Origin of the sequence: Kineococcus sp. R86509 (genome assembly GCF_042466365.1) — a bacterium.
Taxonomy (GTDB): domain Bacteria; phylum Actinomycetota; class Actinomycetes; order Actinomycetales; family Kineococcaceae; genus Kineococcus.
The window spans coordinates 2,818,397-2,842,896 of sequence record NZ_JAXHCE010000001.1; the positions used below are offsets into that span (position 1 = coordinate 2,818,397).

The 24,500-nt window shown below is 73.0% G+C and carries 24 protein-coding genes; 11 read left to right on the forward strand and 13 right to left on the reverse strand.

Annotated features, from left to right (window positions below; translation table 11 throughout):
• The 3 genes from SJY07_RS13870 to SJY07_RS13880 all read right to left on the reverse strand — a co-directional run bounded on the left by SJY07_RS13870 (position 1) and on the right by SJY07_RS13880 (position 4,304).
• The gene (locus SJY07_RS13870) at positions 1 to 2,748 is read right to left on the reverse strand and encodes a hypothetical protein (protein WP_380159881.1); all 2,748 of its coding nucleotides are present in this window, start codon (positions 2,746 to 2,748) and stop codon (positions 1 to 3) included.
• 171 nt (positions 2,749 to 2,919) lie between these two features.
• Positions 2,920 to 3,576, reverse strand: a complete 657-nt coding sequence (locus tag SJY07_RS13875) for a PilZ domain-containing protein (RefSeq protein WP_328293653.1) — start codon at positions 3,574 to 3,576, stop codon at positions 2,920 to 2,922.
• Between the two features lie 119 nt (positions 3,577 to 3,695).
• Positions 3,696 to 4,304: a hypothetical protein gene (locus SJY07_RS13880; protein ID WP_380159884.1), complete on the reverse strand. Its 609-nt coding sequence runs from the start codon at positions 4,302 to 4,304 to the stop codon at positions 3,696 to 3,698.
• 18 nt (positions 4,305 to 4,322) lie between these two features.
• On the opposite strand from SJY07_RS13880, the gene SJY07_RS13885 reads away from it, so the two are divergent.
• On the forward strand, positions 4,323 to 4,907 hold the full coding sequence (locus SJY07_RS13885; protein WP_380159886.1) for a hypothetical protein: 585 nt from the start codon (positions 4,323 to 4,325) through the stop codon (positions 4,905 to 4,907).
• Between the two features lie 25 nt (positions 4,908 to 4,932).
• Here SJY07_RS13885 and SJY07_RS13890 read toward each other — a convergent pair whose 3' ends face one another.
• Positions 4,933 to 5,358 carry a ChaB family protein gene (locus SJY07_RS13890; protein ID WP_380159888.1) on the reverse strand — a complete coding sequence of 142 codons (426 nt, stop codon included), beginning with the start codon at positions 5,356 to 5,358 and terminating at the stop codon, positions 4,933 to 4,935.
• A gap of 44 nt (positions 5,359 to 5,402) precedes the next feature.
• Positions 5,403 to 6,986, reverse strand: a complete 1,584-nt coding sequence (locus tag SJY07_RS13895; protein ID WP_380159890.1) for an MFS transporter — start codon at positions 6,984 to 6,986, stop codon at positions 5,403 to 5,405.
• 78 nt (positions 6,987 to 7,064) lie between these two features.
• On the opposite strand from SJY07_RS13895, the gene SJY07_RS13900 reads away from it, so the two are divergent.
• Entirely contained in the window at positions 7,065 to 7,637 is a 573-nt protein-coding gene (locus SJY07_RS13900; protein ID WP_328293648.1) for a TetR/AcrR family transcriptional regulator, read from the forward strand.
• A gap of 99 nt (positions 7,638 to 7,736) precedes the next feature.
• Positions 7,737 to 8,969, forward strand: a complete 1,233-nt coding sequence (locus tag SJY07_RS13905) for a diguanylate cyclase domain-containing protein (protein ID WP_380159893.1) — start codon at positions 7,737 to 7,739, stop codon at positions 8,967 to 8,969.
• Between the two features lie 52 nt (positions 8,970 to 9,021).
• On the opposite strand, the gene SJY07_RS13910 is transcribed toward SJY07_RS13905, so the two are convergent.
• Both SJY07_RS13910 and SJY07_RS13915 read right to left on the reverse strand, forming a co-directional pair.
• Complete coding sequence (locus SJY07_RS13910) at positions 9,022 to 9,720, reverse strand: DJ-1/PfpI family protein (protein ID WP_380159895.1); 699 nt, start codon at positions 9,718 to 9,720, stop codon at positions 9,022 to 9,024.
• A gap of 150 nt (positions 9,721 to 9,870) precedes the next feature.
• Complete coding sequence (locus tag SJY07_RS13915) at positions 9,871 to 11,691, reverse strand: ABC transporter ATP-binding protein (protein WP_328293645.1); 1,821 nt, start codon at positions 11,689 to 11,691, stop codon at positions 9,871 to 9,873.
• 71 nt (positions 11,692 to 11,762) lie between these two features.
• On the opposite strand from SJY07_RS13915, the gene SJY07_RS13920 reads away from it, so the two are divergent.
• From SJY07_RS13920 to SJY07_RS13930, 3 genes are all read left to right on the forward strand, one after another.
• Positions 11,763 to 12,206: a MarR family winged helix-turn-helix transcriptional regulator gene (locus tag SJY07_RS13920; RefSeq protein ID WP_380159898.1), complete on the forward strand. Its 444-nt coding sequence runs from the start codon at positions 11,763 to 11,765 to the stop codon at positions 12,204 to 12,206.
• A gap of 72 nt (positions 12,207 to 12,278) precedes the next feature.
• Positions 12,279 to 14,273 (forward strand): SpoIIE family protein phosphatase, encoded by a 1,995-nt coding sequence (locus tag SJY07_RS13925; protein ID WP_380159900.1) that lies wholly within the window; start codon positions 12,279 to 12,281, stop codon positions 14,271 to 14,273.
• A 4-nt stretch (positions 14,274 to 14,277) separates the two neighbouring features.
• Entirely contained in the window at positions 14,278 to 14,778 is a 501-nt protein-coding gene (locus SJY07_RS13930; RefSeq protein WP_328293642.1) for a GNAT family N-acetyltransferase, read from the forward strand.
• A 2-nt stretch (positions 14,779 to 14,780) separates the two neighbouring features.
• On the opposite strand, the gene SJY07_RS13935 is transcribed toward SJY07_RS13930, so the two are convergent.
• From SJY07_RS13935 to SJY07_RS13950, 4 genes are all read right to left on the reverse strand, one after another.
• Positions 14,781 to 15,272, reverse strand: a complete 492-nt coding sequence (locus SJY07_RS13935; RefSeq protein ID WP_328293641.1) for a hypothetical protein — start codon at positions 15,270 to 15,272, stop codon at positions 14,781 to 14,783.
• Positions 15,269 to 16,081: a PHP domain-containing protein gene (locus SJY07_RS13940; protein WP_380162323.1), complete on the reverse strand. Its 813-nt coding sequence runs from the start codon at positions 16,079 to 16,081 to the stop codon at positions 15,269 to 15,271. Before SJY07_RS13940 ends, SJY07_RS13935 begins: the two co-directional genes overlap by 4 nt.
• Before the next feature lie 34 nt (positions 16,082 to 16,115).
• Entirely contained in the window at positions 16,116 to 17,339 is a 1,224-nt protein-coding gene (locus SJY07_RS13945) for an MFS transporter (RefSeq protein ID WP_380159903.1), read from the reverse strand.
• Positions 17,340 to 17,589: 250 nt separating this feature from the next.
• Positions 17,590 to 18,684: a PucR family transcriptional regulator gene (locus SJY07_RS13950; RefSeq protein ID WP_380159905.1), complete on the reverse strand. Its 1,095-nt coding sequence runs from the start codon at positions 18,682 to 18,684 to the stop codon at positions 17,590 to 17,592.
• Between the two features lie 89 nt (positions 18,685 to 18,773).
• On the opposite strand from SJY07_RS13950, the gene SJY07_RS13955 reads away from it, so the two are divergent.
• The 4 genes from SJY07_RS13955 to SJY07_RS13970 are packed head-to-tail and all read left to right on the forward strand — an operon-like array spanning position 18,774 to position 22,139.
• The gene (locus tag SJY07_RS13955; protein WP_380159907.1) at positions 18,774 to 19,694 is read left to right on the forward strand and encodes a proline dehydrogenase family protein; all 921 of its coding nucleotides are present in this window, start codon (positions 18,774 to 18,776) and stop codon (positions 19,692 to 19,694) included.
• A gap of 24 nt (positions 19,695 to 19,718) precedes the next feature.
• A complete protein-coding gene (gene pruA, locus SJY07_RS13960) occupies positions 19,719 to 21,353 on the forward strand; it encodes an L-glutamate gamma-semialdehyde dehydrogenase (RefSeq protein ID WP_380159909.1) in 1,635 nt (544 codons plus the stop codon).
• 43 nt (positions 21,354 to 21,396) lie between these two features.
• The gene (locus SJY07_RS13965; RefSeq protein WP_328293635.1) at positions 21,397 to 21,861 is read left to right on the forward strand and encodes a phage holin family protein; all 465 of its coding nucleotides are present in this window, start codon (positions 21,397 to 21,399) and stop codon (positions 21,859 to 21,861) included.
• A complete protein-coding gene (locus SJY07_RS13970) occupies positions 21,858 to 22,139 on the forward strand; it encodes a DUF3618 domain-containing protein (protein ID WP_380159911.1) in 282 nt (93 codons plus the stop codon). The genes SJY07_RS13965 and SJY07_RS13970 overlap by 4 nt, the downstream gene beginning before the upstream one ends.
• Before the next feature lie 56 nt (positions 22,140 to 22,195).
• On the opposite strand, the gene SJY07_RS13975 is transcribed toward SJY07_RS13970, so the two are convergent.
• Entirely contained in the window at positions 22,196 to 23,236 is a 1,041-nt protein-coding gene (locus SJY07_RS13975; RefSeq protein WP_380159913.1) for an LLM class flavin-dependent oxidoreductase, read from the reverse strand.
• 30 nt (positions 23,237 to 23,266) lie between these two features.
• On the reverse strand, positions 23,267 to 23,935 hold the full coding sequence (locus SJY07_RS13980; RefSeq protein ID WP_380159915.1) for a VOC family protein: 669 nt from the start codon (positions 23,933 to 23,935) through the stop codon (positions 23,267 to 23,269).
• 62 nt (positions 23,936 to 23,997) lie between these two features.
• Between SJY07_RS13980 and soxR the strand changes: the two genes are divergently transcribed.
• The gene (gene soxR / locus SJY07_RS13985; protein ID WP_380159917.1) at positions 23,998 to 24,483 is read left to right on the forward strand and encodes a redox-sensitive transcriptional activator SoxR; all 486 of its coding nucleotides are present in this window, start codon (positions 23,998 to 24,000) and stop codon (positions 24,481 to 24,483) included.
• The last annotated feature ends 17 nt before the right edge of the window (positions 24,484 to 24,500 follow it).

Below are 24,500 nucleotides of genomic sequence, written 5' to 3' on the forward strand. Positions count from 1 at the left end.
TCACTCCACGTCGTCGATCGTCTGGTCGTCAGGGACGGGCTCTTGCTGTTCGTCGTACGGGTTGCCCGTCGCCGCGCCCGCCGGCGACACCTCGAAGGCGTCGCCGTCGCGGACCGGCGGCCACACCTCGGGGTTGAGCTCGCCCCGGGCGCGGCGGGCGGCGATGTCGTCCGAGAACTCGGCCTCGCGACTCTCGTGCGAGCGGCAGCACCACTGGTGAGCCTGGGGATCGTCGTCGTACGACGTGTGCGAGCAGGTCGACTTCGGCGCCGACATCTCGTCTAGCTTCGGTTTGCTGATGTTCAGGCTCTTGTTGTTCTTCAACTCCGGGAACCAGGCCCGGTCCGCGACGACCAGCTTGTCCCCGACGCCGAGGGTCAGAGGAAGAGTGTGAGGACTCCAGCGCAAGTACGTCGGGGGCGCCGTCACGTCGACTCCGCTGCGGTCGAGTGGTCCGATCGCGAGACCGTCGATCTTGAAGGCGCCCTTCGGTGTTGTGTCCACCACGGTCGTCGGCGCATCGACGACGGCTTGGTCGTTGACCGTCAGCAGCACGATCCGCTCGCCTTCGGTGATCCGGCGCGAGTCGAGGTCGATGATGAGCGGGTCGAGGCGAACGACCTCCGCGAAGGCGACTCGCCGGTTCCCCGCCTCGGTGGCGGCGTCGTGCGCGGCCTGCGGGTTCGACAGCACGAGCAGCTGCGCTGAGCAGGCCCCATCGCTCTCGATCATCGGGACCTGCGAATTGCGCCAGGTGCGGTAGGTGCGGCCGAACCGGACGAGGTCAGAGGCGTGCAGGGTGAGTCGACGACGCCAGACCGCCTGCGCGTCGGACTCGATCGCTTGGTAGGCGGGCTGGAGTTTTGAGGAGGGAAGGGTCTCGAGGCAGTCGCGAGCGCGGTCGACGACGTTGGACTTGTACGCGAGCTCGTCGAACACGAGTTCCCGGTACGTGGTGAGGTCAGCTGCACCCGTTGCGGGCTTGCGGCCGCGCGGACCCACGAGGGCTGTGTGGATCGCGTCTGAGCGCTGATTGGTGAGACGGGCGCCGGGAGTGTGGGCGCTCTCCTCGATGCCGTCCGCGAAAGCACGGTGGTCGAGCGGCTTCGTTGAGTCCGCCTCGGCCCACCCGACGAGGTAGTCGAGACGGCCGGCGTTCGAGGCCGGACCGCCCGCTACGACGTGCCGAGTGAGGACGGTCTGCAGGTTGATGATCGGGGCACGGAGCGTGAGCGCCCGCGCACGGTCGTCCTCGAGCAGCAGGGCGATCGCGGTCCGCTCGGACTCGTTGATCTTCGGCGGGACCACGGCGGGCTCACCGTCGTAGGTGAGCTGGGGGCGCCGCTGCTCCTTGTCCTGCTGCCAGCGCAGGCGGCTCAGTTCCACGCCGGCGAGGTTGTCGGCGATCGACGCGAGGACGTCCGCCGTCGGCTGGTCCGGCACCACGAGGTGCACGGCGTCCTGGGTCGCGCCGTCGGGCGCAGCCTCCCGACGCTCTCGCATCGCCTGGGTCAGCGCCTTGCCGACCACGCGCATGACGTCTCGGCGCGTCTCGGGCGACTGGGGGTCGTCGTACGCCTTGGCGTCCCACGCACCCCGGCCGTCGGCGGAGACGCGCTGGACGGCGATGCCGTGAATCCCGAGCGCAGCCGCGTCCGACTTGGCGATGACGATGTTCACCGTGCCGGCAGCCCCTGCCTGGTCGACGCGGAGCTGACCCGTGAGCTGGGCGACGCCGTCGAGCGTGGCGGCGATGGTGGACGCGACAGACGCTGGGACCCGACCGAGCTTGGTGGTGCCGTCGACGAGCCCAAGGGCTTGCTTGCGGAGGTCGCGCCTGAGGCCCAACTCGACGAGCAGGTCGGCCGGGTCCTCCGACCTCCGCAACTCCGAGCGGCAGTACGCGAAGAGCGTGCACGTCGTACAGGCCGCCGGATCGAACGTTGCCTCCAGGTGTGCGACAAGGTTCTGGACGTTGTCGGTACCGGGGGCGAACTGAGTCGCTGCGGCCTCCGCACGGCGCTCCTCGATGCGCAGCAGCACCTCCTCCCGGTAGTCGTGCAGGTTCTCGACCACGGGCTCGGGCTGCAGGAAGGAGTTGCGCGGTACGGCGAGGACACCGAAAGTGTGCACACCCATGCCGGTCGGTAGGCGCGACCAGGCCCGCGCGGATTCCGCGCCGACGGCGACCTGCAGGAACCCCTTCAGCATCCGGGAATCGTCGATGCGGGAACGGATCCGTTCGTAGTCCTTGGCGTCACCCATGACGAGCCATGAGCCGGTGCGGTCCTCCATGGGGGCGACCACGGCGAAGTCCGGCTTCACGTCCGTCGCGCGAACGTCCTCGAAGCCGACGAACGGCACCGCGAGCTGGTGGATCAGCGTGACGTGGTTCGCGCTGACCGCCCGGGCGTGCGCCTCTTCCAGGAGGCGAGCCGTCGTCTCGACGCTCACGTGCCCGTCGACCGTGACGACGCCGTCAGGGCGTCTCAGCTCCAGGTACCCGACTGTCCGAGTGGCGACCTTGCTCGCAAAGCTCTCGTGCTTGACGAGCCGTTCGAACGTCATCGCACGCATCCACCGCGCCTGAGGGATTCCGCCCGACGTATCGGCGAAGCCGAGGTGCTGGGCAAGGCCACGACGCGTTTGGCCTGTGATCAACGGGTCCGTGCCGCGGAAACGAGCGCATGCTGCATGCGAGGACGCGGCGACGGCGCTCGATCCGCCGCCGATGGCCTGGGCCGGCACTTGGTCACCTCCGGGACGTCGGTCGCTTTCGGACCGGATACGCACAATGACCCGACTCTAGATCGCAAGACGTGCGCCACTGCTCAAGTCAGGCGAATCCAGCGTCGAGTCTTATCCGCGCGGTTCGGCTGGCGCGTGGAGACAGAGAGTCTGGGAGTCGCTCCACGGTGGTCAGCTGCGCGACTGCTTGGCCAGCTCGCTCAGCACGCTGCGTTCCAGCGCCTGCGCCGCGCCCTCCTCGAGCTCGACGAAGCGCACCACGGCCTCGCCGGACTCCTCGTCCACGCGCAGCACCTCGCCGCGGGCGTGCACCTCGAACCCGTCGCCGAGTTCCAGGGAGACGTCGACGTCGGTGTGGGCGGGCATGTCCATCGCGCCTTCGATGCGCATGCCGGTGCGGGAGTAGTCGATGGTGCGGACGTCGGCGACGCCTTCGGCCATCGTCAGGTGCGCGGGGACGGAGGCGGGGGCGCGGACGGCGCCTCGTCGGGTCTCGGAGGCGAGCAGCATGACGCCGGTGAGGGCGAGTTCGTCGTCGCGGTGGGCCTGGGCGACGGCCTGGAAGACGGCGTGGGGGGTGACGGAGCCGGAGTCGCCGGCGTCGGTGCTGACCCAGACGCGCTGGCCGTCGAGGGCTTCGACGGTGTCGGGGGTCGCACTGACGTGGCTGGTGATGACGAGGCCGGCGGCTCCCGCCGTCCAGGAGCGCACGGTGCCGGTGTGCCAGACGGCCGCGGCACCGGACGTCGTCGTCGTGGGCATGAGCGTGACCGTGGTGTCCACCGCCGGTCCTTCGGTCATGAGCATGCCGCCCTGCGCGCCGTCCATGCGATCCCCCAGCTGTGTGCGAATGTGTAACCGAATCAGCACGCTACGTCACATCAGGGGCCCACTCGACCCGAACGTCGCAGGTCACCGCCGGTCGGAGCCACGCTGAGTCACAACCGTCACTCCGTTCTCAGGGGCCCCAGGTCGACCGGCGCGGGACTGTTCTCCTCCCACGCCGAGCGCAGCAGTTCCTCGACGTGGTCGGCGCTCGCCGTCGCCAGCTCGACGCGTGTCACCCCCTGCACGTGGACCTCGGCGACGCCCGCCGACAACCGCACCAGCCAGGCCCCGCCGGCGCGGCGGAACTCCGTCCGACCCGCGGAGTCGACCAGTTCGACGACCTCCGGGAGGGCCAGCGCCAGGGCGCGGACGTCCGGTTCGAGCGGGGAGCCGGCCGGCCCCTCCAGGACGAGCTCGTACCCGGCGGGGGTCTGCAGCCGCAGCGTCCACTCGCCGCCGCGTCGCTGGGGTTCCTCGGCCACGACCAGCCCCGCCTCCAGGGCCAGCGCCAGCACGGCCGGGACGTCGTCCACCTCGAGCTGCCAGGACAGGCCCGGCGGCGGGACCGCCACCTCGACGGAGCGCAGGCCGAACAGCACCGCATCGCGCTGCAGGGCGACGAAGTCGTCCTCGCGGTGTTGCACGTGGAACATCAGGGCCTGGTAGAAGGCGATCTCGGCGTCGAGGTCGTGGACGGGCAACACCGGGAGGGCGCGCAGGAACTCCATGGGGGTTAGCGTCCTCCTGTGCTGCAGATCCCCTCCGTCGCCCTGCTGTCGGGTCGCCGATCGGCCCAGGGTCCTGCCGATCCGGCGCTGCGCGCCTACCTCAACGAACAGCTCGCCGCCGTGACCGGCGTCGCCGAGCAGCTGCGTCGCGCCGCCGCCTCCGACGCGCTCATCGCCGAGCGCACGACCCTGCTCCGGGTACGCCGTGACGTGGCCGCCGACCGCGCCGCCCTGCGCACCGCCATGCGGCGCCTCGGTGCCTCGACCGACTGGGCCGTCGTCGGCTTCAGCTGGCTCTCCGCCTACGCGGGCCGCCTCAGCCCGCTGCTGCAGCGCGTCCCCGCGGTCGACCGGGTGGCGAGCGTCATCCCCACCCACCCGACCCGCGAATCGGTCGTCGAGGGTCTGCTCGCCCTGGAGGACGTGCTCGGCAGCCTGCACCGGCGTGCCGTCGCCGCCCGCCTGCTCGGTGAGCTCGTCGCCGACGACCGGGCCGACTGGACCCACCCCGTCCGCGGGTTGGCCGACCGCGCCCAGGCGCAGCTCGACGAGGTCGAGGCCGCTCACCGCCGGTGCGCGGCCCCGTTGCTGCGCCGTTCCTGACCTCGCAAACCCCGACCGGTTGAGGTCAGTCCCGCGCCTTCGCCGTCGCCGCGTCGTTGGCCTTCCGGATCGCCTGCACCAGTTCGGCCTTCGTCATCGACGACCGCCCGCGGACGTCGAGCTCGCGGGCGATCCCCAGCAGGTGCTCCTTCGTCGCGTGCTCGTCGACCCCGCCAGAGGAGCGTCGGTGGGTGTCGACGTTCCCCTCGGACTGCGGGTCCGACGGGCCCTTCCGGCCGTCCTCCTTGGGCTGCCAGTGGTCCCCGACCTTCTCGTGGGTGTGCTTGACCGCACCCCACGCGACCCGGTTGGCCCGGCCGCCGTCGTGGTACTGCTCCTCGGCGGAGTCGTGCGCCTTCGCGAACGTGTCCTTGGCCTTCTGGTCCGAGCGCTGCAGCGTGCTCGGCAACTCGCTCTCGACGGGCTTGCCCGATCGCGTCGTCTTCGGCATGCGACGACGGTAGGACGGGGTCGTCGCGCCGACATCTCGAGGACTCAGCGCGTGAGGGTGGGGACCTCGGCGTGCGCGCGCGGCCGCAGCGAACGCCACACCACCAACGCGGCACCCGCGGTGAGCAGGGCCCCGGCCACCGCCGTCGCGTCCAGGCCGTGGGCGAACGCCGTCCGCGCCGAGTCCAGCAGCACCGACCCGTCGGGCAGGGCCGCCGACACCTCGACCGCCCCGCCGAGGGTCTCCCGCGCGGCGGACACCTGCTCCGCGGACGCGCTCGCAGGCACCTCGATCCGGCTGCGGTAGACCGCGTTCAGCACGCTGCCCAGCACCGTCGTCCCGAGCACCGCACCGACCTCGTAGGCCGTCTCCGAGATCGCCGACGCCGCACCGGAACGTTCCGCGGGCGCCGCGGAGAGGATCGCGTCGTTGGTCAGCGTCTCGGCCAGACCCGCCCCCGCGCAGAGCACCGCGAACGCGACGGCGAGCTGGAGGGCCGCACCCGAACCGGATCCCGACCCCAGGAACGCCATGATCACGTAGCCGAGCGTCCCCAGCAGCAGACCGGTCGCGATGAGCAGGTCGAGGCGCAGGCGACGGGCCAACCGCGCCGCGAGCAGCCCCGACCCGAAGGTCACCACGGCGCCCGGCAGCAGCAGCAACCCCGCGGTCAGCGGCCGCAGCCCCAGGACCAGCTGCAGGTACTGCGAGACCGCGAACAGCATCCCCGTCATCCCGCAGATGCTCATGAGGTTGGCCAGCACGGAGCTGCGGAAGACCGGCAGCCGGAACAGGTCGACGTCCAGCAACGGGTCCGCCAGCGTCAGCTGCCGGCGCACGAACACCACGCCCAGCCCGACGCCCAGGGCGATCGTCGCGACCGGGGTCGTCTGGACGCCGTGCTCGGCGAGGGTCTTGATCCCGTAGACCAGCGCGGTCAGCGCCAGGATCGAGACGACCACGCTCAGCACGTCGATGCGGCCGTGCGTGGCGGCCGTGGGGCGCTCGCGGACGAGCAGCGGCACGAGCACCAGCAGCGCGACCATGAACGGCACGTTGAGCAGGAAGACCGAACCCCACCAGAAGTGCTCCAGCAGCCAGCCGCCGACGATCGGGCCCAGCGCGCCACCGGCGGCGAACCCGCCGGCCCAGACGGCGAAGGCCGTCCGGCGCTGCTCGCGGTCGGTGAAGGTGCTGCGCAGCAGCGACAACGTCGACGGCATGAGCGTCGCGCCGAAGACGCCGAGGGCGATCCGGGCGGCGATGAGGGCCGTCGCGGTGTCCGCGAAGGCCGCGACGAAGGAGACGACGCCGAACCCGGCGCCACCGATGAGCAGCATCCGCCGCGCGCCGTAGCGGTCACCGAGCGTGCCCATCGTCACGAGCAGACCCGCGATCGCCAGCGAGTAGCCGTCCACGATCCAGAGCAACTGGGTGCCGGTCGGGGCCATCGCCTCGCTGATGGCCGGCAGCGCGAAGCTCAGCACGGTCATGTCGATCGAGATCAGCAGCACGGGCAGGACCAGCACCGCGAGCGCCGCCCACTGCCGACGCGTCGTCGCGGGCACGCCCGGGTCCACCGGGAGCTCGGCGGGACGGCGTGCGGAGTGCTGGGTGGGCGGGGTCATGCTCTCGTTCCTCGAGTCGGTGGTCCTTCTACTGTACCGTCCGGACGGTACAGTGCAAAGTCGTTTACCCTGCTCCGAATGGCCCGTGACCCCGCCGCGACGCGCGACCGCCTCGTCGACGCCTTCGCCGAGATCGTCGTCGGCAGCGGTGCCCGCTCGGCCACGCTGGAGGCCGTCGCCGCCGCGGCCGGCGTCTCCAAGGGCGGGCTGCTCTACCACTTCGGGTCCAAGGACGCCCTCGTCGACGGTCTGCTGGAGCGGCTCCGGAAGCTGGCCGCCGAGGACCTCGAGCAGATGCGCACCGCCCCCGAGGGACCCGCCGTCTACTACGTGCGCACCTCCGCCACCGAGGGCCTGCAGGGCGACGAGGTGGTGGACCCGCTGAGCCGGGTGATCATCGCCACCATGCGGCTGGCCCAGGAGGGCGACACCCGCACGGTCTCGGCCTACGCGGCGATCAACGAGGCCTGGCGCGAGCTCATCGAGGTCCAGGTCGGCGGCGACCGCGTGCTCGCGCGCCTCGTGCAGTGCATCGGCGACGGCCTCTGGGCCTCCTCCTCGATGGGCATCCCCACCCCCGACCTCGACGACGTCGTCGCCCGCGTCCAGCAGCTCGTCGAGTCCAGCCAACACGCCGACGGCGGGGCCTGAGCCACCCGTTCAGCCCCTCGCGCCGCACCGCGCCGCCGCCGAAGTTCCAGGGGTAGGGCCCCTCGGGGCCACGGACGAACTCCACGAGGGGGCGACGCGGTGCAGCTCGAGCAGCGGGACGTGGCGAGCCGCTTCCTCGACCACTTCCCGGACCCCACCTGGTCGCTCGACCGCGACGGACTCCTCGTCGGCTGGAACACGGCCGCCGAGAACGTCTTCGGTCGCACCGCGGGCGAGGTCCTCGGCGCTCCCGTGCTCGACGTCCTCGGGCAGGTCCCCCCGAGCACCGGTCCCGTCGAGCTGCACGACTCCCTCGGCCGGCTCGTCCACGGGGCCGTCGTCACCTGGGACGTCGACGAGGTCCGCCACACCGCGCTGCGCGTCTCGACGGGCGACGCCGGGGTCGTCAGCCGTCGCCTCCTGGAGGGGCTGCTGGAGCACGTCAGCGACGCGATCGTCACCATCGACGCCGAAGGTCTCGTCCTGTCCCTGAACAAGGGTGCCGAGAAGCTCTACGGGGTCACGGCCCACGACGCGACCGGTCGTTCGGCCCGCAGCCTCGCGCGCAGCGTGGGGAACCCCGGTGACCTCGACGCGATGCGGACGGCCCTCGTCGCGGGGGAACCCTGGTACGGCGTGGAGGTGCAGCTCACGACCCACGGCGGCCGCGAGATCGTCGTCGACAGCGCGGCGACCGCCGTCCTCGATCCCGGCGGCGGCTACGTCGGCGCGATCCTCGTCAGCCGCGACATCACCCCGGTCCGCGAGCTCGAGCAGTCGTTGCGCGCCGCGACCCGCGCCCTGCGGGACCGGGCCTCGCAGATCGCGAAGGCCACCCACCGCGACTCGCTCACCGGCGTCGCCGCCCGCAGCCTGCTGCAGGAACGTCTCGCCGCGGCCCTCACCGCCGCCGCCGAGAACGACGAGCCGGTCTGGGTGCTCGCCACGGACCTCGACGGCTTCCGCGCCGTCAACGACTCCTACGGCCTGGCCACCGGCGACGCCGTCCTCATCGCCTTCGCCGCGCACCTGCGCGCCGCGCTGCCGCCGAGCGCGACGGCCGGCCGCCTCGGCGCGGACGAGTTCGCCGTCGTGCTCCCCGGCCTCGACGAGGAGGAGGCCGCCCGCCTCGCCCGTGCGGTCACCGGCTGGACCCCGCCCACTCCGCTGCCCACCCGCGGTCGACGCAGCGACGACCCCGACGTCGGCGTCACCGTCGCCGTCGTGCGCGCCACGCCGCTGGAGTGCCGCTCACCCTTCGACACCGGCGTGCGTTCGTTGTTGCAGCGGGCCGAGGACGCCGTCGCGGCGGCCAAGCGCCCCACCTCCTGATCCGGGCACGGCGACGCCGAACGCGGGTCCGGCGTCGCCGTGCCCGGTGCGTTCACGCCGAGGCGCTGGTCTCGTCCGGGTCCTGGCGCCAGGCGTAGTCCATCTGGCGTGCGGTGGCCACGGCCAGGTCGTGACCGGCGAGTCGGGCCACCAGGTGCAGGGCGAGGTCGAGGGCGGCGCTGATGCCGGCGCTGGTGGCCAGGTCGCCGTGGTCGACGAAGCGCACGTCGTCCCGCACGTGCAGGTGGGGCCAGCGGGCGCGCAGGTCGTCGACGTCCTCCCAGTGGGTGGTGACGGGGCGGTGGTCGAGCAGGCCCGCGGCTGCGAGGACGAAGGCGCCGGTGCACACGGAAGCGATCACGCGGGCGTGGCTGCGGCTGCGCTGCAGCCACGCCAGCAGCTCCCGGTCCCGGGCCGCGTCGTCCACCACGCCGCCGGGCACCAGGACCACGTCACAGGTGGGGGCGTCGTCGAGGTGGTGGTCGGCGCCCAGTCGCAGCCCCCCGCGGGCCCGTGCTCCCGGAGGCGCGTCGACACGCCTTCCGGTGGCGATGAGGGCCAGCTCGAAGGGGGCGGGTCGCCCGGCGCGGGCGGCGAGGCGGTTGGCGACGCCGAACACCTCGAAGGGGCCGCAGGCGTCCAGCACCTCCACCTCGTCGAAGAGCACGATGCCCACGCGGATCGCTGCGTGGGCACCAGCGGCCGAGGTGGCCGGGAGGTCGGGTGCGGGTCGCGGGGTGGGGGAGGTCACGAGGTCAGCGTGGTGGACGGCGCCGGCGGGGAGGAGGGGCAGGAACGCCGTGTCCGGTCGATTTCCTGCCACGTCTTCCTGCACGTCGCGTCGTGCGCACCCTCGACGAGGGCGGCGCGGAGCCGGGGAGACCGCTCCCCGGGGCACCTCCTACTGGACCAGTTCCGCGCGCGCCTCGTCGGCGGCGACGAGTTCGGCGTAGCGCCCACCCGCGGCGAGCAGGTCCGCGTGCTTCCCGCGTTCGACGATGCGGCCGTGGTCGAGGACCACGATCTGGTCCGCGTCGCGGACGGTCGAGAGCCGGTGCGCGATCGTCACGGTGGTGCGTCCGCTCGACAACCGCTCCAGCGCGGCGGCCATCGCCCGCTCGGTCCGGGTGTCCAGCGCGGACGTCGCCTCGTCCAGCAGCAGCACCGGTGGGTCGCGCAACACGGTGCGGGCCAGCGCGATCCGCTGCTTCTCACCACCGGAGAACCGGTACCCCCGTTCCCCCACGACGGTGTCGTAGCCCTGCGGCAGCGCGCTGATGACGTCGTCGACCTGGGCGATCCGGGCCGCGTTCCGCAGCTCGTCGTCGGTCGCGTCGGGCTTCGCGAAGCGCAGGTTGTCGGCGACGCTGGCGTGCAGCAGGAACGTCTCCTGGGTGACGACGCCGACGGTGTCGGACAGCGAGCGCGCGGTGAGTTCCCGGACGTCGTGACCGTCGATCGTCACCGCGCCGGAGCCGACGTCGTACAACCGCGACAGCAGGTACCCGAGCGTCGTCTTCCCCGAACCGGTCGCGCCGACGACGGCCAGCGAGGAACCCGCCGGCACGTCCAGGTCGATCCCGGTCACGGTGTCGGTCTCGGCGCCGGGGTAGGCGAAGGTGACGTCGGAGAACCGCACGTGCCCGCGGGGGTCCTCGAGGGCGACGGCGTCGGGACGTTCGACGACCTCGGGCGGGGTGTCCAGGTACTCGAAGACCCGCGCGAACAACGCCATCGAGGCGTGCAGGCGCACGACGATCCGCAGCAGCGCCCCCAGCGGCCGGAACAGCTGCCCCTGCAACGTGACGAGGGCGACGAGGGTCCCGATGCTCAGGGCCGTGCCCGTTCCCCGGATCCAGCCGCCGAGGAGGTAGGTGAGGGCGGGGACGGCCGCCATGGTCAGGGTGATGAGCGACCACTGCCAGCGGCCGGCCATCTCCGACCCCACCTCGAGGGCGGCGACCTCGTCGGACTGCCGGGTGAACCGTTCGACGACCTCGGGGGTGCGCCCGGTCGTGCGGGTCAGCAGGATCCCGGAGATCGACAACGTCTCCTCGACGGTGGCCGACATCTCCGCGAGCTGGCGCTGGCGTCGGGCCGTGATGCGTCGGCGCAACCGACCGACGCGGCGGTTCAGCCACACCGAGAAGGGCAGCACGCAGAACGAGAACAGCGCGAGCCGCCAGTCCAGCGCGAGCATCGCGACGACGGTGACGACGACGGTCGCGAGGTTCTGGACGAGGTCCGCGCCCGTGGAGGTGACGACGGTCTGCATCGCGCCGATGTCGTTGGCGATGCGCGACTGGACCTCACCGGTGCGGGTGCGGGCGAAGAACCCCAGCGACATGCGCTGCAGGTGCGTGTAGAGCGCGGTCCGCAGACCGTGCATGACGGCCTGCCCGACCCGGGTGGTGAGCAGTCCCTGCACGACGTCGAGCGCGGTGCTGACCGCGACGATGCCGATGAGCCCGGCCGCGAGCCAGGCCAGCAGGTGCAGGTTCCCGTCCGGCAGGGCGACGTCGACGACCTCGCGGATGAGGAACGGTGACGCGACGCCGGTGACGGCGGAGAAGACGATGAGAACGCCGACGACGGCCAGCGTCCGGCGGTGCGGGTGGAAGAGCCGCAGGACCCGGCGCACCTCGTCGCGCTGGGGGCGGCCCGGGTCGGACGTGTCGGCCTTGCCGGGCCGGAAGGGATCGCGGTTGGGATCTCCGCGCACGGGCCCACCTCCAAACAGATCGTGTGGATACCTCACGATGAGGCTACCTCACGATCCGGTAAGGTGTCGACGTGGACGACCTGGACGGCGAACTCCTCGAGACGCTGCGCTCCGTGCAGTGGCGCCTGCGCCGACGCAGCCACGGCGACGTCGAGGACCTCGCCATCACCCCCGCCCAGGGCCGGGTCCTGCGCGTCGTCGGCCGCTGCGCCACCCCGCCCCGGATGGGCGAGGTCGCCGCCCGCCTGCACATCGCGCCGCGTTCGCTCACCGACCTCGTCGACCCGCTCGAGGAGGCCGGCCTGCTGCGCCGGGCCACCGACCCCGGGAACCGTCGCTCGCTGCTGCTGGAACTGACCCCTGCGGGCACCGGGGTCCTCGAGGAGCTGGGCCGGCGCTCGCGGGACAGCGCGGCCCGGGCCTTCGCGGTCCTCGACCCCCCGGACCGCCGTTCGCTGCTGGACCTGCTCCGGCGGGTCGAGGAGGCGCTGGGCGAGGAGCCCGGGTCCGCGTGAGGACCCCGGGAGGAGCCCGTCCGGCCAGTACAGTCGGCAGGTCACGCGAACCGTGAGGGAGGTACGACGCCCGTGCTGGACCCGACCCGCGTCCGTCTCGACCTGGCCATGGAGGCCGCGGGAGTCGCGTCGTTCGAGTACGACCTCGGCGCGGCCCGGCTCGTGGCCGACGACGCCCTCGCCGCGTTGTTCGAGCACCCCGAGGACACCACGGCCCGGGGCTACGAGGCCCGGCTGCAGGACGTCGTCGTCGCCGGCGACCTCGTCGAGTTCCGCGACGCCGTCACCACCGCCGTGCGCACCGGTGAGCCGCTCCACCACGAGTTCCGGTTCCGTCGTCGCGACGGGAGCCTCGGCTGGATGGGGGTCCGCGCGCGCGTCCTGGTCGAGGGTGGTGTCCCGCAACGGTTGCTCGGTGTCGCCTACGACACCACCCGCGACCACGTCCTCGGTCTCGCGAGCGCCCTCGAGTCCCTGCCCGCCGCCTACTACGCCCTCGACGGCGACCGCGTCCTGCGCCACCTCAACGCCGAGGCCGAACGGCTGATCGGGCGACCGCGCTCGGAACTGCTCGGGCGGAACTTCGGGGACGTCTTCCCGCTCTCGGCCGGTTCCCAACTCGACGCCGTCCTCCTCGAGGTCGCGCGCACGGGGAACTCCGCGAGCCTGGAGCTCCTGCACCCCGACCCGCTGGCCGTGTGGTGCGAGCTGCGCGCCTGGCCCGACGGGGCCGGGACCAGCGTCCTGCTGCTGCCCGCCGCGGCCCGTCGTGCCGCCGAGGAGGCCGCGGAACGTGCTGCGCTGCAGGTGCAGCTCCTCGCCGGCGTCGGTGCGCACCTGTCCGGGACGCTGGACGCGGAGACGGCCGTCGCGCGGCTCTCCGGGGTCCTCGTCCCGGTGCTGGGGGACTGGTGCATCGTCACCCTCGTCGACGAGAACGGTGAGCTGCGCGACGTCGGGACCCAGCACGTCGACCCCGCCCGGCAGGGGCTCATCGAGGACTACGCGCGCACCCGGTTGCGGTCGCTGCGCGGTGCCGAGGGCACGTCCTACGTGCAGGACGCCATCCGCAGCGGCCGCCCCGTGGTGCTGCCCGAACCCGCGGTCGACGCGATCTGCGCCGTCCTCGGCCCCGGTGAGGCGCAGGACCACGCCCGGGCGCTGGACCCGCGGTCGGCGATCGTGCTGCCGTTGCGGGCCCGCGGCCGGACCGTCGGCCTGGTCACCCTCGCCCGGGGCCGGCAGCGACGGGGTTTCGACTCCGAGGACGTCGCCACGGCCTCCGGGGTCGCCGAACGCGCGGCGCTGGCCCTGGACAACGCCCGTCTCTACGGTCAGCAGCAGCGCATCGCCGAAGGCCTGCAACGGGACCTCCTCACCCCGCCCGCGCAGTCCCCGCACTGGCAGACCGCCGTCCGCTACCTGCCCGCCGCCCAGGCCGCGCAGGTCGGCGGCGACTGGTACGACGCGTTCCCCCAACCCGACGGGGCGACGACGTTGGTCATCGGGGACGTCGTCGGCCACGACATCGGGGCCGCCGCCGCGATGGGCCAGTTGCGCAACCTGCTGCGCGGCATCGCCTTCGCGGCTCCGGACGGACCGTCCGGGCTGCTCTCGCGGCTGGACGCGGCGATCGAGGGCCTCGGGGTCGAAACCCTGGCCACGGCCCTCGTCGGACGGCTCGAACCCCGACGCGACGGGGTGTTCCTGGAGTTCTCCAGCGCCGGTCACCCCAGCCCCGTGATGCTGCGCGCCGGTGGCGTCGTGGTGCCCCTCGTCGTCGCCGACGGCCGCGACGGCCCCGACCTGCTGCTCGGCATCGACCCCACCACCGCCCGCCACGACGGTGAACTCCTGCTCCGCAGCGGCGACACGATCCTGTTCCACACCGACGGCCTCGTCGAACGCCGCGACCAGTCCGTCGAGGTCGGCACCGCCCGCCTCCTCGAGGCGGTCTCCCAGCACGCCGACCTGGGTCTGGAGGAGTTGTGCGACGTGCTGCTGCGCGAACTGCTCCCCGCCCACCCCGAGGACGACGTCGCCCTCGTCGCCGTCCGGATCCGCTGACCGCGTGGACCCCGGGGTCGTCCTGCGCGGGTTCCGCCTCGACGACGCCGCGATGGCGGTGGAACTCTCGAGCGACCCCTACGTCCCGCTGACCGGTTCGTTGCCCGCGAACGCCGACGAGGCGCAGGCCCGGGCGTGGGTCGAGCGCCAGCAGGGGCGGCTGGCCGAGGGGATCGGGTGGTCGTTCGCGATCGCGGACGTCTCCTCCGACCGGGCCCTCGGCTCGGCCGGACTGTGGTTCACGGATTCCCCCGGGGTCTTCACCGTCGGGTACGGGGTGGTCCCCTCGGCCCGTGGACGGGGAGTGGCGACCGAGGCGTTGGCGCTGCTCGTGGAGTTCGCGGGGAACCTCCCCGCGGCTCGCCGACTGCTCGCCCACGTCGAACCCTGGAACTCCGCGTCGATCCGAGTGGCGGAACGGGTCGGGTTCCGCCGGGAGGGGAGGACCCGGCACGAGATCGGCGGCGGGCTCCGGGAGGTCCTCGTGCTGGTCCGGGAACGCTGACCTCAGCGGACGAGCGCCTCCACGTCCCGGACGTGGTGCAGGACGCCGTGCCGGTTCCGCAGCGCGACGTCGTGCGCGGTGAGGGAACCCCGCGAGGCGTGGCGGACGAGAACTCCGGCGGCCTGCGCCGCGACGACCACGTCGCACCAGTCGGCGGTCGCCCGCCGCACCGTCCACAGCGCGGCGCCCGCGTCGAAGGACCCGTACCGGCGGGCCCGCGCGAGGTCGTCGGCGTCGTGCCCCGCAGGGACCCGCGCGTCCCCCGCGAGGGCGGCCGCCAGGCGTTCGGCCCACGAGCGCAACGTGTCGGCGGTGTGCACGACGTACTCCGTGGCCGACCACCCGTCGGCCGGCGGCCCGGCGCGGGGGAGCAGTTCCGCCAATCGTTCCGGAACTCCGGCGATGTGCTCGACGGCGACCTCGAACGGCACGACCCAGGACGTCCCGCACTCCCGGCACGGGTCGCCGTGCACGTCCTCCCACCACGGGGTCACCCCAGGACCCACGGGTCCTCGATCCGCGACGCCGGGACGAAACCGGCCGCCCCCGCGGCGTCCGCGGCCGCGGCGAAACCCGTTCCGACCGCCTCGGGGACGTGGGCGTCGCTGCCGAAGGTCAGCAGCCGCCCACCCTCCTCCGGCCACCAGCCCAGGATCGTGCGGTGCAGCGGCAACCTCGTGTTGAGTTCCAGGGCCCGTCCCCCCGCGGCGAGGGACCGCAGGGCGGTCCGGAGTTCCTCCTCGAACTCCCGCGGGTCGAACGTCCCGGGCCAGCTGCGCACCGGGTAGTCGATGTGCGCGAACGTCGCGAACGCGTCCGACCCCGCGACCATCCGCGGGATCTCGGCGAGGTACTCGCGGAACACCTCGACCGGCTCCCGGTGCTCGAACAGCAACCAGGGTTCGGCGTGGGAGTCCCCGTCGGGCAGGCAGTGCAGCGAGCCGACGACCCGGTCGAACCGACCACGGCGCAGCAGGTCGGCGACCTCCTCGCGGTGCAGGTGCGGTTGCCCGACCTCCATCCCGGTGAGGATCGTGAGGTCGGGGAACCGGGCCCGGCACTCCTCGATCGCGGCGAGGTACCCGTCGACGTCCAGGGGCGGCGCGTGCAGGATCCCGTCGGTGACGAGGTCGGGGTGCTGGTCCACGAGGAACCCGGCCCGGAACGGCGTGAAGTCGACGTGCTCGGTGAAGGCGATGGACGGCAACCCGATCTCGACGGCGCGGGCGCAGGTCGCCGTCATCGACCCGACCGTCCGCGCGTCCCAGGAGAACTGGCTGTGGACGTGACCGTCGGCGGGCAGCACCTCCTCATCCGACCCCCGGTGGCTGCCGGTGTCAAACCCCGCGCCGACGCTCCCGTGCGCGGCGTACCCAGGCCCCCGCACCGGCGACCCCCGCGACCACGGCGGCCGCCCGGAACGCGTCCGCGCTCCCACCGGACTCCACGAGGAGACCCGCACCCGCGGTGCCGAGGGACGCCCCGAGGTTGGTCGCGGCGTTCACCCAGCTCGTCGCCTCCGAACCACCGTCCTGCCCGCCCAACCGGTCGGCGGCGGTGTAGGTGACGACCGCGAGGGGTGCGCTGGCGGAACCCACCACGACCAGGGCCACCACGAGGAGCACCGACCCGGACCCGAGGGCCGCGACGACTGCCGCGAGCGCGGTCACCGTCGCCAGGACGGCCAGCACCGTCCAGTCCGCCGCCCGCCGCAGCGGGGACCAGCGCCCGACGACGTGACCCCACGTGAGACCGGAGACCGCCGCCGAGATCGACAGCACCGCCAGCAGCAGTCCAGCGGTCACGGCGGAACCTTCCTGTCCGCGTGCGACGACGGCGACCTCGAGGGGGTCGTTCGCGAGTCCGGTGCCGAACGTGAAGAGCAGCAGGACTGCGAACCCCGGCCGGGTCAGCGGGCCCAGGAGGTTCCGGGTCGGGGACGGCCGGGTGGTGGTCGCAGCGGGCGCCGCGACCCGGGTCAGCAGGGGAGAACGGGACATCAGCACCGACCCCAGCACGTGGGTCCCGGCGGTGACGGCGAGTGCCCCCGCCGGTCCGAGGGTCACCGCCGTCGCGCTGGCCACCACCGGACCGACGGCGAACAGCGCCGACTCCACGACGGCGTCCAGGGCGTAGGCCCGCTGCCGGGCGGGCGGTCGGGGCGTGAGCCGGGCCCACGCGGCCCGGACCGTGGGCCCGACGGGCGGGGCGGCCACGCCCGCGGCGACGGCGGCCGCGCAGCACAGGACCGGTGAGGACGTGCGGGTCAGCGACAGCATGGCCACGGCGAAGCCGACGCTCATCCACGGGAGCACCCGGCGGGCTCCGCGCCGGTCGAGGAACCGGGACTTCAGCGGCATGGCGAACCCGGTGACGCCGTACGCGCCGAGCGCGGTGCCGGCCACCGCGTAGGAGCCGGTGGCGGTCTGGACCGTCAGCAGCAGGGACAGGACGAGGGTGGCGTAGGACAGGCGGACGAGACTCGAGGCGACGAACACCAGCGGCACTCCGGGCAGGGCCAGGAGCGTGCGACGGTCCGCCACCCGTTCGGGGTGGGACACGGGGGAGATCTCCCTCAGGGCAGGCCGGAACGCCGGCGCGGCCGGTCGTCCCGACGGGGGTCGGGTGGCTCGTGCGGCGAGCCCGACCTATCCCTGGAGCGTGATCACCCCGCCACGCTAACCGAGCAGCGCGCCGGCACCGTCGTGGAGTGAGCCGTCGGTGGGACGAACCGGTCGTGAGGACGCCACGATCGGCGCACCCAGACCTCGCCCCACGTGGTGACACCGGTGGGTGCGACGCCGCGACCGCTCACCCGAGCACCAGCGCCAGGTGCAGCGCCAACCGGTCCCGCCCGTCGTCCAGGTCGTAGCCGCTGACCGCCGTGATCCGCCGCAGCCGGTGGTAGAGGGTCTGGCGGTGGATCGACAGCGCGGCGGCGGTGCGTTGCGCGCTGCCGGCCAGGTCGAGGTAGGTCCTCGCCGTCTCCACCAGCTCCGGTTCGGTGGCGAACAACCGCCCGGCCCGTTCGTCGCGCACGACGGTGGACAGCGCGACCGGGTTGGCGAGCGCGTGGAGCCGCAACGCGCCCAACCGTTCCCACTCGCGGACGCCGGCGCCCCCGGAGCGCAGTGCGGCGTCGGCCTGCTGCCACCCGGTGTGCGCCTGCGTCGCGTTGACGGTCCCGGAGACCCCGACGGCGACCCCCGCGGGGTGCTGGGACGACAGCGCGGCCGCCGCGCGCGCCGCGATGCCGGCTCCGTCGAGGGATCCGGGCACGACCAGCGCCGCCCGGTGCCCGACCGCCGACACGAGCACCGACCGGGGCAGCAGCCAGCCGTTGACCGTCCCGGTCGGGCCGCCGTCGGCCGGGGCGAGGGCCACGACGGTCACGACCGGGGGCAGCAGCCCGTCGCGCTGCAGCTCCTCCACGGCCTGCGCCCGCGAGCCCGCGTCGCTGGACAGCAGTTCCCCGACGGCCCAGGTCGTGCGGTCGGCGGCGCGGGCCCGGGTCGCCAGGTGCGCCGCGACGAGGTCGAGGGCGTCCCGGACCCGGTCCAGGTGGGTGGCCTGGACCCGTTCGTGCGGGTCCAGCAGCCACAGGTAGCCGTAGGTCACGCCGCGCCAGCGCACCGGTACGCACCACCGCGGGAGGCGTCCGGCGCCCGGATCGCCCGGGATCCGCAGCGGTCCGGTCGCCCGGGCGATGCCGAAGCCCGCGAACAGCTGCTGCACGACCGGGTCGGAGCGCCGGCGCAGGATCGAGCTGCGGCGCACGTCGTCGATGACCTCGTCGTGGCCGGAGGAGGCCACCAGCAGCAGGTCCCGGTCCTCCAGGGTCACCGGCGCCCCCGTCTGCTCCGCGACGGAGTCGACGAGGTCCTGCAGCTGGTCGGCCGGGTTCACCCGCTCATCATCCACCTGTACGACGAGGAAGGTCGAAGACCTGACGTTCGTCAGTGGCCCCGGAGCCCGCGGGGTCCTAGCGTCGAGGTGTGTTCGGACAACTCCTCCTCGGCGTCGCCGGCAACCGCGGCGTGCGGTCCCTGGTGACCGGCAGCAGCCTCAGCCGCCCCGTCGTCGCCCGCTTCATCGCCGGTGACGACGTCGACGCCGCCACCGCGGCGGTGCGCGCCCTGCACGGCGACGGCATCGCCGTCAGCCTCGACCGCCTCGGGGAGGACATCACCGAGGCGAGCCAGGCCGACGAGACCGTCGCGGGGTACCGCGACGTGGTCGAACGCCTCGCGGCCGAGGGGCTGGCCGCGGGCAACGAGATCTCGATCAAGCTCTCCGCGCTCGGTCAGGGCCTCGGTCCGGCCGGTCCGCGAGCGGCCACCGAACGGGCCCACGCCCTCGCCGAGCTCGCCCGCGCCCACGGTGTCGACGTCACCGTCGACATGGAGGACCACACCCGCGTCGACGACACCCTCGAGACCGTGCGCGCCCTGCGCCAGGACTTCCCCCGCACCGGCTGCGTCCTGCAGGCCATGCTGCGCCGCACCGAGGGCGACGCCCGCGACCTCGCCGTGCCCGGTTCCCGGGTCCGCCTCGTCAAGGGCGCCTACAACGAACCCCCCGAGGTCGCGTACCCGGCGAAGGCCGACGTCGACAAGGCCTACGTCCGCTCCCTGAAGGTCCTGCTCGAGGGCGGTGCCTACCCGATGATCGCCACCCACGACCTGCGCCTCGTGAACCTCGCCGAGTCGCTCCTGCGGGGCCGTCCCGAGGGGACCGCCGAGTTCCAGATGCTCTACGGCATCCGGTCCGGGGAGCAGCTCCGCCTCGCGCGGGCCGGGCACACCGTCCGCGTCTACGTGCCCTACGGCACCGACTGGTACGGCTACTTCTCCCGTCGCCTCGCCGAACGACCCGCGAACCTCGCCTTCTTCGCCCGCTCCCTCGTCGCCGGCTGACCCCGGCCCGGAAGGAAATCAGACGTGCACTCCGTGACCGACGTCCCCGCCCCCCGCAACGAACCGATCCACGGCTACGCCCCCGGCAGCCCCGAGCGGAAGCTGCTGCTGGAGTCCCTCGCCGAGCAGGCGGGCAACCCCGTGGAACTCACCCAGACCATCGGGGGGAAGTCCGTCCTCGGCGGCGGCGAGAAGGTCGACGTCGTGCAGCCGCACCGGCACGCGAGCGTCCTCGGGACGTTCGGGACGGCCACCAGGGAACAGGCCCGGCAGGCGGTGGACGCGGCGCTGGCGGCCGGTCCGGCGTGGGCCGCGATGGACTACGACGACCGCGCCGCGGTGTTCCTGCGCGCGGCCGACCTGCTCTCCGGTCCGTGGCGCGAGAAGATCGCGGCCGCGACGATGCTCGGGCAGTCCAAGACCGCGCAGCAGGCCGAGATCGACGCGCCCTGCGAACTCGTCGACTTCTGGCGCTGGAACGTCTCCTTCGGGCGCCGGCTGCTCGCGGAGCAGCCGGTCAGTTCCCCCGGCGTCTGGAACCGGATGGACCACCGTCCGCTCGAGGGGTTCGTCTACGCGATCACCCCGTTCAACTTCACCGCCATCGCGGGGAACCTGCCGACCGCGCCCGCGCTCATGGGCAACACCGTCGTCTGGAAACCCTCCCCGACGCAGACGCTCTCGGCGTGGTGGACGCTCAAGCTGCTGGAGGCCGCGGGACTCCCCCCGGGGGTGATCAACCTGCTCACCGGTGACGGCCGGGACGTCTCCGAGGTCGTCCTCGCGGACCGCAACCTCGCCGGGATCCACTTCACGGGGTCCACGGCGACGTTCCAGCACCTGTGGCGTGCGGTGGGCGAGAACATCGCGAACTACCGCACCTACCCGCGACTCGTCGGTGAGACCGGGGGCAAGGACTTCGTGCTCGCCCACCCCTCGGCCGACCCGGCGATCCTGTCCAACGCCATGCTGCTCGGCGCCTTCGAGTACCAGGGGCAGAAGTGCTCCGCCGCGTCCCGCGCCTTCGTCCCGCAGTCGGTGTGGGACGTCATGGGGGAGGAGTTCCTCGGCAAGGTCGACTCGCTGCGCTTCGGCGACGTCAGCGACCTCTCGAACTTCGGCGGTGCCGTCATCGACGCCCGCAGCTACGCGAAGAACGTCGCCGCGATCGAGCGCGCGAAGGCGACACCCGGCCTGACCGTCGCCGCCGGCGGGACCTACGACGACTCCGAGGGCTACTTCGTCCGCCCTACCGTCGTCCTGGGGCAGGACCCCACCGACGACGCGTTCTGCACGGAGTACTTCGGTCCGGTCCTCGCCGTCCACGTGTTCGACGACGCGCGCCCCGGGGCCTGGGAGGAGACGCTGCGGACGGTCGACGCGGGTTCCCCCTACGGGTTGACCGGTTCGGTCATCGCGACCGACCGCGCCGCCGTGGCCCACGCCTCCGAGGCGCTGCGCTTCACCGCGGGCAACTTCTACGTCAACGACAAGCCGACCGGCGCGGTCGTCGGCCAGCAGCCCTTCGGTGGTTCCCGGGCCTCGGGCACCAACGACAAGGCGGGTTCGATCCTCAACCTGCAGCGCTGGACCAGCCCGCGGGCCCTCAAGGAGACGTTCGTGGCGCCGACGGACCACGTGTACCCGCACATGCGGTGAGCTTCGGGGTGTCGTCCGGGCCGAACACGGGTAGTCATGGGGCATGAGCCAACCCACGGGGTCCACCCGGAGCGACGACCTGAGCGTCTCGCACGGACCGGGACCGGTCCAGTCCCCGACGCGCGCGGACGAGACCGTCGGGCAGCTGATCGGTCAGCTGACCGAACAGGTGTCCCACCTCGTCCGTGACGAGGTCGCGCTCGCCAAGGTCGAGCTGACCGAGAAGGGCAAGAAGGCGGGTCTCGGCCTCGGGATGTTCTCGGGGGCGGGCCTGCTGGCCTTCTTCGGCTTCGGTGCCCTCGTGACCACCGCGATCCTGGCGCTGGCGATGGTGGTGAGCGCCTGGCTCGCGGCCCTGATCGTCGGGGTCGTGCTGTTCCTCGTCGCCGGCGCCCTGGCCCTGGTGGGTCGCAAGGAGTTCCAGCAGGTCACCCCGGCGCTTCCGCAGGCGACGGTGGACAGCGTCAAGCAGGACGTCAACGCCGTGAAGGAAGGGTTCCAGCGATGAGCGACAGCCTCCCGAACAGTGCCGTCCCGACCGACCGCGCGGGGCTCGAGCGCGACATCGCCGAGACCCGCGCCCGCCTGGCCTCCACCGCGGACGCGCTCGCAGCCAAGGCCGACGTGAAGGCGCAGGCGAGCGCCAAGGTCGAGGACGTCAAGGCGAAGGTCCACGAGGTCAGCGCCGGCGCCCCCGGCTCCGGCACGCAGCAGAGCGGTGTGCTGATCGCCGGCATCGTGGTGGTCACTGCGCTGGCCGTGTGGTTGGTCGTGCGCAAGCGCTGACCTCGGGTCCACGACCCCACCCGTGATCCCGCTGGGTCTCCCAGCGGGATCACGGGTCAGGGGGCGAGGGCCTTGCGGACCAGGGGGGCGACCTCGGTGCCCAGCAGTTCGATGGCCCGCAGGACGTCGGCGTGCGGCATCGTCCCGGCGCTGACGTGCAGCATGAACCGGTCGATCCCGAGCTGTTCGTGCTGCTTCACGATCTTCTCCGCGACCTCCTCCGGCGACCCGACGAGCAGGGCGCCACGGCGGCTGCGGGCCGCCTCGTAGCTGGTGCGGGAGAAGTGGTTCCAGCCGCGCTCACGGCCGAGTCCGTTCATGACGGCCTGGTAGGGCTTGAAGTGCACGTCGGTGGCCTGCTGCGTCGTCGGGGCCACGAACCCGTGGGAGTGGGTCGCGATCCGCAGCGTCGACGGGTCGTGGCCGGCCCGGGCGCCCGCTTCGCGGTAGAGGTCGGCCAGCGGCGCGAACTGCTCGGGCATCCCGCCGATGATGGCGATGGCCAGCGGCAGGCCGAGGGTCCCCGCGCGCACGACGGACTGCGGGTTCCCGCCGACCGCGATCCACACCGGCAGCGGCTGCTGCACGGGTAGCGGGTACACGCCGAGGCCGGGGACGTCGGCCCGGAACCTCCCGCCGGACCAGTTCACGCGTTCGGGGTTCTCGCGGATCCTCAGCAGGAGGTCGAGCTTCTCGGCGTAGAGGTCGTCGTAGTCCTCGAGGTCGTAGCCGAACAGCGGGAACGACTCGATGAAGGACCCGCGGCCGGCCATGATCTCGGCGCGGCCGTTCGAGAGCCCGTCGAGGGTCGCGAACTGCTGGAACACCCGGACGGGGTCCTCGGAGCTCAGCACGGTGACGGCGCTGGAGAGCCGGATCCGCGTGGTCCGCGCGGCCGCCGCGGCCAGCACGACGGCGGGGGCGGACGCGGCGTAGTCGGGACGGTGGTGCTCGCCGAGGCCGTAGACGTCGAGGCCGACCTGGTCGGCGACCTCGATCTCCTCGACGATCTCGCGCAGCCGTTCCGCGTGGCTGAGCAGGGCGCCCGTCTCCGGGTGTTCGGTGGTCTCCGCGAACGCGCTGACGCCGATCTCCACGACTTGCCTCCAGGTAAAGTGCTTGAAGGCTCAATCATACCGCACGAGCGTGCTGTCGTCGAGCACCAGCTCACCGCGACTCCGCGTCCCGGACAGGTCCACCACCAGTCGCGACGGCCGGGCCAGGTGGTCCCGCGTCGGGAACCAGGCCCGACCGGGCGTGACGAGCACCAGCAGCCCGTCGTCGTCGCCGACGGCGCTGAACGTCTCCGACCCCGGACCCCCGAACGGCGCCGCCCCCACCTCGCGCGCCAGTCGCCGCCGGGCCTCCGCCACCGACGCCACCGGGATCCCCACCTCGCTGATCGCCAGCAGGTGCCCGGGCCCGAAGTCGTCGCCGCCGAGACGTTCCGGCCGTCGCCGACGCGCGATCAGCTCCAGGACGGTCCCGTCGGCGCCGAGGAAGTAGCTGGAGCAGGCGTCCCAGGACGGTGGCGCCTCGAACAGGTCCTGCCCGTCGTGGCCGAGGAGCTCCACCCGCTGCGCCAGCCAGTCGTGCGCCGCGCGGCCCGCGTCGCCCGGCACCGAGAACGCCAGGTGCTGCGTCGCGGGGACCGCGTCGGCGGCGGGAACCAGCCGCAACCGGCTCCGGCCGACCTGGACGAGCCCCCCGTCGACGGGCAGGCCCAGCACGTCGCGGAAGAAGGCGGTGCCGGCGGAGACGTCCGGCACGGGGAACTGCACGTGGTCGATGCGCACGCCGACACGTCACCAGCTCAAGCGAGCTTGAGGTCAATCCCCTCGTGCCGGATGCTGCCCGGGTGAGCGTGCGAGACGACCTGCTGAGCATCGGCACCGTGGCCGAACGCGCGGGACTCAGCGTCCCCGCGTTGCGCTACTACGAGGAACGCGGGCTGCTCAGCCCGGTCCGCGACGCCGGGGGGCGACGCCGCTTCCCCCGTCACGTCCTGCGGCGCCTCGCCGTCATCGCCGCCGGACAGCGCGTCGGCCTCTCCCTGGCCGACATCGGCGAGGCCCTCGACACCCTGCCGCCCGACCGGGCCCCCTCCGCCCGGGAGTGGTCGCGGGTCGGGGAGGTCTGGCAGCGGCTCCTCGACGCGCGCATCCGGGAGCTGCAGGCCCTGCGCACGTCGCTGACCGGGTGCATCGGCTGCGGGTGCCTCTCGCTGACCCGCTGCACCTTGTTCAACCCCCACGACGCCGCCCGCGACGAGGGCAGCGGCTCGCGCTGGTTGCGCGACGCCGAGCACGCCCCGGCGAAGCTCGGGAGGGAACCCGGGCCCTAGATCGCCGTTACATTGCC